This is a genomic window from Lutibacter sp. (assembly GCF_041596795.1).
Lineage (GTDB): Bacteria > Bacteroidota > Bacteroidia > Flavobacteriales > Flavobacteriaceae > Lutibacter.
The window spans coordinates 1-7,063 of the sequence record NZ_JBFHHX010000153.1 but is presented as its reverse complement, the minus strand read 5'-3'; the positions used below and the strand labels follow the sequence as shown (position 1 = coordinate 7,063).

Sequence of the window (7,063 nt, the reverse complement as noted above, 5' to 3'; positions counted from 1 at the left end):
CTGATAAACAAGAAATAAAAGTACCAAAATTGGCTTAATTTCATTAATTTTGCATTTTTCAACTTAAAACTAACAAATGACATTAACAAGCTTAAATGCCATATCTCCAATTGACGGTAGATACAGAAACAAAGTAGAAAGTTTAGCGCCTTTTTTTTCGGAAGAAGCTCTTATAAAATATAGAGTAAAAGTAGAAATTGAATACTTTATTGCTTTATGCAACATTCCATTACCTCAATTAGCAGATTTTAACAAGAATCTTTTTGCTGAATTACGTAAAATTTATACCGATTTTACTACTGAAGATGCTCAAAAAATTAAAGACATTGAAAAAGTTACAAATCACGATGTTAAAGCAGTTGAATATTTTATTAAAGAAAAGTTTGACGCTTTAAAAATTGAAAAATATAAAGAGTTTATCCATTTTGGATTAACCTCACAAGATATTAATAACACTTCCGTTCCCTTATCAATAAACGATGCTTTTGATGCTGTTTATTATCCAGAATTAGCGCAATTATTGCAAAAATTGCGCGAATTAGCATCAGATTGGTCAAACATTTCTATGCTAGCACGTACACACGGTCAGCCTGCATCTCCAACGCGTTTAGGAAAAGAAATTGAAGTTTTTATTGAACGTATAGAGCAACAAGTAAAGCAATTGCAAAATGTGCCTTACGCTGCAAAATTTGGTGGTGCAACGGGTAATTTTAACGCACATAAAGTTGCGTATCCAAACATTGACTGGAAAGCTTTTGGAACAAATTTTGTTGAAAAAGTTTTAGGCTTACACCACTCTTTTCCAACAACTCAAATAGAACATTACGATCATTTAGCGGGTATTTTTGATGCGCAAAAACGCATTAACACTATTTTAATAGATTTTAATAGAGATATTTGGACGTATGTTTCTATGGATTATTTTAAACAAAAAATAAAAGCTGGTGAGGTAGGTTCATCTGCAATGCCACACAAAGTAAATCCTATAGATTTTGAAAACTCTGAAGGAAATTTAGGACTTGCAAATGCATTATTTGAGCATTTATCAGCCAAATTACCAATTTCTCGTTTACAACGCGATTTAACCGATTCTACCGTTTTAAGAAATGTTGGTGTACCTTTTGCACATACAATTATTGGTTTTAGCTCAACCCTAAAAGGATTGAATAAATTAATTATTAATGAACCTAAATTTGCTGAAGATTTAGAAAACAACTGGGCTGTAGTTGCAGAAGCAATTCAAACAATTTTACGTAGAGAAGCATATCCAAATCCGTATGAAGCTTTAAAAGGGTTAACAAGAACAAATGCAAAAATTACGCAAAAATCTATGGCCGATTTTATTGATAGTTTAGAAGTTTCTAACGAAATTAAAACTGAATTAAAAGCAATTTCGCCAAGTAACTATACTGGAATTTAATTTTATGAAAAAAATAATTGTACTCTTAGCATTCATAACTTTATTATTTAGTTGTAAAGAAGAAACATTAAATCCTGATAGGTTTAAAACTGGAACTTTTGAAATTCCGGAAGGAAAAGGCTATGATAAAACAATTGTTATTAGAAAAGATTCAATTCAAATTGAAAAATATGCTAACAGAGTAGATACATTAGCTATTTATTGGAAAAACAATTTTAATTATACCTTAAAAATGTTGCACCCAAAATCGGCAATAGATGAAGATCCAATTCATGTTAAAATAACTTCCATATCAAAAAATTCGTATACATTTGAGGCCGTAATTGGACATTCAAATTTTGTTCAAAAAGGTGAAATTATAAAAAAATCAAATTAAGCAATGGAAATATTTTTACACGCAGATGCTTGGATAGCGCTGTTAACATTAACATTTTTAGAAATTATTTTAGGAATAGACAATATTATTTTTATTTCTATTACTGCAGGTAAATTACCACAAAACCAAATTAAAAAAGCTACCAGAGTAGGTTTATTATTAGCGTTGGTTTTTAGAATTCTTTTATTATTAGGAGTTACTTGGTTAATTTCTATGAAAGCTCCTTTCTTTTCTTTTGATATTAGTTGGTTTAAAGGAGGAATTACAGGGCAAAGTGTAATATTAATTTTAGGAGGTATATTTTTATTATATAAAAGTACCAAAGAAATTCACCATAAAGTTGAAGGTGTTGAGGAACATTCTGAATCTTCAACAAAAGCTAAAGTTGCATCAACCTTTGGAATGGTTATATTTCAAATTGTATTAATAGACATTGTATTTTCTTTTGATTCTGTTTTAACTGCTGTTGGTATGACAAACGGAATTCCTGGAGCATTAATAATTATGATTACAGCAGTAATTATATCTATTATTATAATGATGATTTTTGCTACTCCAGTTAGTAATTTTGTTAACAAACATCCAACTATTCAAATGTTAGCACTATCTTTCTTAATATTAATTGGATTTATGTTAATTACAGAAGGCGCACATTTATCGCATATAGAAATATTTAACAAACCTGTGGGTGCAATTCCAAAAGGTTACTTATATTTTGCCATAGCGTTTTCTTTAGGTGTTGAAGCATTGAACATGAAAGTTCGAAAAAAATAACAAAAACTTTACATATTTAACAAAAATCCCGTTCTATAATGGGATTTTTGTTCTTAATTTAGCCATATAATAAAACAATTTATGAACGAGCGTAGAACCACCAATATTTTATTATTAATAATTGTAGTACCAATTATTTTTTATATGCTTAAAATATTAGACTTTATACTTATACCTATTGTAGCCTCTTTATTTATTGCATTATTATTTTTACCATTAATGAGGTGGCTTACAAAAAAGAAAATTCCAAATTCTTTAAGTATTATAATAGTTTTGTTCATTTTTATTGCTAGTTTTTTACTTGGTGGAGAAATAATTAAATTGGCAAGTAAAGAAATTATGCAAACGCAAGATGCTTTTGTGGCAAAAGCACAAATAAAAATTTCAGATTTAGCATACACTATTGAAGATTTTTTAGGTTTTAAATTAACCGAAGATGGAAACCTAATGAACCTTATTTTAAATAAAGAAGCCGTTGGAAAAAACTTTGGTTTTACTATTGGTTTTATAGGTAATCTAATTTCAATGTTACTAATGACAGCTTTTTTTGTTGTTTTATGGCTTGCAGAATCTCTAAATTTCTATAAAGTTTTAAGTAGCACCATTTTTAAACAACAGTATGCATCTGCTAAAATTTTCATGAAAATTGAAAACGATTTAATAACATTTGTAAAAGTAAAGTTTTTAGTAAGTGCTTTAACAGGTATAGGTTTTGGACTTGCCTGCTACTTTTTTAATGTTAGTTTTCCAATATTCTGGGGATTATTTGCTTTTCTAATTAATTTTGTACAAATGATTGGATCCATAGTTTCTGTAGTTTTATTAGCAATATTTGCCTTTGTTGAATTAGACCCTACAAGCACATTATTCTTCTTTATTCTATCAATTACTTTAGTACAAGTTATTTTTGGTAGTATTTTAGAACCTATTTTTATGGGTAAATCATTTTCTATTAACGTAATAGCTATTTTAGTATCGTTAATGTTTTGGGGTTATATTTGGGGAGTTCCAGGCTTAATTATGTCTATTCCTATCACTGTATTTTTAAAAATTATTTTTGAACAATTTCCGCAAACTAAATTATTTGCAACTTTACTTAAAGGATCTGATAAAAAAATTAAGATTCCTAGCATTTAATCCATAAAAAATTCATTTTTATATTGTAACTTTATTTAGGCTTTAGCCCTTTGTTTTTCAAAGGGTTGTTAAAGCCTATATTTATAATTTTAGGTAATATTTGTTACAAAAGACTGTAATGTTTATTACGGTTTACACGTATCACCTCCTATACATTTGCATCAAACAAAAAAAGCAAAAACTATGAGAGTTACATACATTTTATTAATTCCTTTTTTATTTTTTAATCTACTTACTATTCATGCACAACAAGAAGTTTCCATTTCTTTAAATGAAGTATTAGAAAAAATAGATAGCAATAATCATACAATTAAAATTGCGGAAGAAAATTACAATGCTGCCAAAGCTGATTTTAATCAAACCAACTCCATTTTATTACCTAATATTTCAATTTCACATTCGGCAATAAGCACCACTAATCCTTTAATGGCGTTTGGTACCAAATTAAATCAGGAAATTTTAACACAAGCCGATTTTAATCCAGATTTATTAAACGATCCTGATGAAATAAAAAACTTCACCACCAAAATTGAAGTACAACAACCTATTTTTAATGCAGATGGTATTTTTATGCGTAAAGCTGCAAAGGCAAAAATGAATGCTTTTGAATTACAAACAGCAAGAACTAAAGATGCTATAAAATTAGAAGTAACCAAAGCATATATGCAATTACAAGTTGCTTATAAAGCTGTTGAAGTGTTGGAAAAAGCAAAAGAAGCTGCTTTGGAAAACAAAAAAATGGCCGATAATAATTTTAAACAAGGTTATATGCAAAAAGCAGATATTTTAGCTGTTGAAGTGCATGTAACTGAAGTTGAAAATCAGCTATTAACAACTAAAAGCAATGTTAAAAATGCTTCCGATTATTTGTTGTTTTTAATGAATGAAGAAAGCGAAACTACGTTAAAACCTACCACAGAACTTGTTGCTGAAATAAATTTAGAAGTTTACAACCAACAATTATCCGAAAACAGAGCAGATATTGAAGCAATGCAAAAAAGCGCTGAAGCTTATAATAATATGTATAAAGCTGATAAAATGAGCTTTTTACCACGCTTAAATGCTTTTGGAAGCTACGAATTGTATGATGATCAATTATTTGGTACAAATGCAAAAGGTTATTTAGTGGGCGCACAACTTTCTTGGAACGTTTTTGATGGATTTAAAAGTTTTGGTAAAGCACAAAAAAGTAAAGCTGAATTTGATAAAGCCGAAATTAGTTTAGATCAATACAAAAATCAAAGTCAGTTAGAATATAATAAAGCTAAACGCCAATTAAAAGATGCTGAAAATCAGTTAACACTAACAAACTTAGCCGTTGAACAATCTAAAGAAGCATTTAGAATTAGAAAAAACAGATTTGAACAAGGGTTGGAAAAAACATCAGATTTATTAATTTCTGAAACACAATATTTACAAAAACAGTTAGAGCAACTGCAAACCGTGTTCAATTACAATTTTACTAAAGCTTATGTAGCTTTTTTAACAAAATAACCAACTCTCAAAAAAAATCATAATAATATAAGTTATCAAAAAAATAAAATCGATGAAAAATTCAATAAAAATAATAGCCTTAGCAACTTTAGTATTTATAGCAAGTTGCGGAAGTGATAACAAAAAAACTACAGATAACAGCACTCCGGTTGCTGTAAAAGTTAATACTCCATCATCAGAAACAAGTGCTTTTTTATCCGCTAGTGGAAAAATTGAAGCCGTTCAAAATGCTAACTTAAGTACAAGAATGATGGGTTTTGTAAATAACGTTCATGTTAAAGTTGGTCAAAAAGTTTCTCAAGGACAATTATTAGTTAGTATAAACAGTGCCGATATTTCAGCTCAAAAAGCTCAAGTTACTGCGTCTATTTCAGAAGCAACCGCTGCTTTTAAAAATGCTGAAAAAGATTACAACCGTTTTAAAGCATTATTTAGTGAAAATAGTGCATCGCAAAAAGAAATGGATGATATGACTGCACATTACGAAATGGCTAAAGCTCGTTTAGAAGCTGCCAACCAAATGAAAAATGGTGTAAACGCACAATTATCATATTCTAACATTACAGCGCCTTTTAGTGGTGTAATTACCGGAAAATTTGTAAATAAAGGTGATATGGCAAACCCAGGAATGCCATTAATAAGTATGGAAACTCCAGGTCAATTTCAAGTAATTGCAATGGTGCCAGAATCTGAAATTACAAAAATTAACAATGGTATTGAAGTAAATGTTTTGGTAAAATCTACCAATCAATTATTAAAAGGAAAAGTTACAGAAGTTAGTACATCTGCTAAAAATACAGGTGGACAATATTTAGTAAAAGTTGTATTAGAAAAAACGGATGCTAAATTATTATCGGGCATGTTTACTTCGGTTCAATTTCCAATTGAGAAAAAATCAACTAAAAACGAAGTTATTTTAATTCCTAAAAGCGCTTTGGTAACTCAAGGACAATTAACTGGTGTTTACACTATTGCAAATGAAAACACAGCTATTTTAAGATGGTTACGTATAGGAAAATCTTTTGGTGATGATGTTGAAGTATTATCTGGCTTGTCTAATAATGAGCAATATGTGGTTTCAGCTGAAGGAAAATTATACAACGGAGTAAAAGTAACTATTCAATAATATTAATTGTTGCGTTAGGGATAGCCGTGAAAATCCTTTTTTGATAAAAAAAGATTGAAACAAATAGCCCGACCCAAAGGGAAACGCCCAAAAATTTAAAATTATGCAAGAAGGTATATCAGGTAAAGTTGCCAATGTTTTTATAAACTCTAAGTTAACCATTTTATTAATGGTGGCTTTAATGGCCATTGGTATTTATAGTTCTTTTTTAATTCCTAGAGAAGAAGAACCACAAATTATTGTTCCTATGGCCGATGTTTTGGTTGGCTATCCGGGAGCGAGCCCTACAGAAGTTGAAAGCCGCGTGGTAAAACCGTTGGAGAAAATTATTTCGAATATTAAGGGTGTGCAACACGTACATAGTATTGCTATGAACGGACAAAGTATGATGATTGTGCAGTTTTATGTAGGTGAAGACACAGAACGATCGTACGTAAAATTATATGATGAATTAATGCGTTATAAAGGTTCATTTCCTCCAGGTGTTACAGAACCGCTTGTAAAAACACGTTCTATTGATGATGTTCCAATGTTGGGATTAACTTTTTGGAGTGAAAATTATAACGATTTTGAAATTCGTCAGATTGCTGAAGAGGTAACTTCGGAAATTGAAAAAGTAAAAGATGTTTCTATTACTAAAGTTATTGGTGGAAGAAACAGAGAACTAAAAGTTATTTTAGATAAAGATAAAATGGCTGAAAATGGTGTAGATGCGTTGGGTATTATGCAACCAATT

The 7,063-nt window shown here is 29.6% G+C and carries 7 protein-coding genes; all 7 read left to right on the top strand.

Annotated features, from left to right (window positions below):
• Positions 1 to 76: 76 nt before the first annotated feature.
• A complete protein-coding gene (gene purB / locus ABY298_RS13795; protein ID WP_372746643.1) occupies positions 77 to 1,420 on the top strand; it encodes an adenylosuccinate lyase in 1,344 nt (447 codons plus the stop codon).
• A gap of 4 nt (positions 1,421 to 1,424) precedes the next feature.
• Positions 1,425 to 1,796 (top strand): hypothetical protein, encoded by a 372-nt coding sequence (locus ABY298_RS13790; RefSeq protein WP_372746642.1) that lies wholly within the window; start codon positions 1,425 to 1,427, stop codon positions 1,794 to 1,796.
• Positions 1,797 to 1,799: 3 nt separating this feature from the next.
• Entirely contained in the window at positions 1,800 to 2,570 is a 771-nt protein-coding gene (locus ABY298_RS13785; RefSeq protein WP_372746641.1) for a TerC family protein, read from the top strand.
• A gap of 81 nt (positions 2,571 to 2,651) precedes the next feature.
• Positions 2,652 to 3,707 (top strand): AI-2E family transporter, encoded by a 1,056-nt coding sequence (locus tag ABY298_RS13780; RefSeq protein WP_372746640.1) that lies wholly within the window; start codon positions 2,652 to 2,654, stop codon positions 3,705 to 3,707.
• Positions 3,708 to 3,890: 183 nt separating this feature from the next.
• Complete coding sequence (locus tag ABY298_RS13775; RefSeq protein WP_372746639.1) at positions 3,891 to 5,201, top strand: TolC family protein; 1,311 nt, start codon at positions 3,891 to 3,893, stop codon at positions 5,199 to 5,201.
• A 52-nt stretch (positions 5,202 to 5,253) separates the two neighbouring features.
• Positions 5,254 to 6,327 carry an efflux RND transporter periplasmic adaptor subunit gene (locus ABY298_RS13770; RefSeq protein WP_372746638.1) on the top strand — a complete coding sequence of 358 codons (1,074 nt, stop codon included), beginning with the start codon at positions 5,254 to 5,256 and terminating at the stop codon, positions 6,325 to 6,327.
• Positions 6,328 to 6,430: 103 nt separating this feature from the next.
• The coding region (locus ABY298_RS13765) for an efflux RND transporter permease subunit (protein WP_372746637.1) at positions 6,431 to 7,063 on the top strand (633 nt) is incomplete at its 3' end.

What these genes read in the sequence shown, in the direction of transcription:
- ABY298_RS13770 (WP_372746638.1), top strand. Translation starts at nt 5,254, where the DNA reads ATGAAAAATTCAATAAAAATAATAGCCTTAGCAACTTTAGTATTTATA.
- ABY298_RS13790 (WP_372746642.1), top strand. Translation starts at nt 1,425, where the DNA reads ATGAAAAAAATAATTGTACTCTTAGCATTCATAACTTTATTATTTAGT.
- ABY298_RS13775 (WP_372746639.1), top strand. Translation starts at nt 3,891, where the DNA reads ATGAGAGTTACATACATTTTATTAATTCCTTTTTTATTTTTTAATCTA.
- ABY298_RS13785 (WP_372746641.1), top strand. Translation starts at nt 1,800, where the DNA reads ATGGAAATATTTTTACACGCAGATGCTTGGATAGCGCTGTTAACATTA.
- purB (WP_372746643.1), top strand. Translation starts at nt 77, where the DNA reads ATGACATTAACAAGCTTAAATGCCATATCTCCAATTGACGGTAGATAC.
- ABY298_RS13780 (WP_372746640.1), top strand. Translation starts at nt 2,652, where the DNA reads ATGAACGAGCGTAGAACCACCAATATTTTATTATTAATAATTGTAGTA.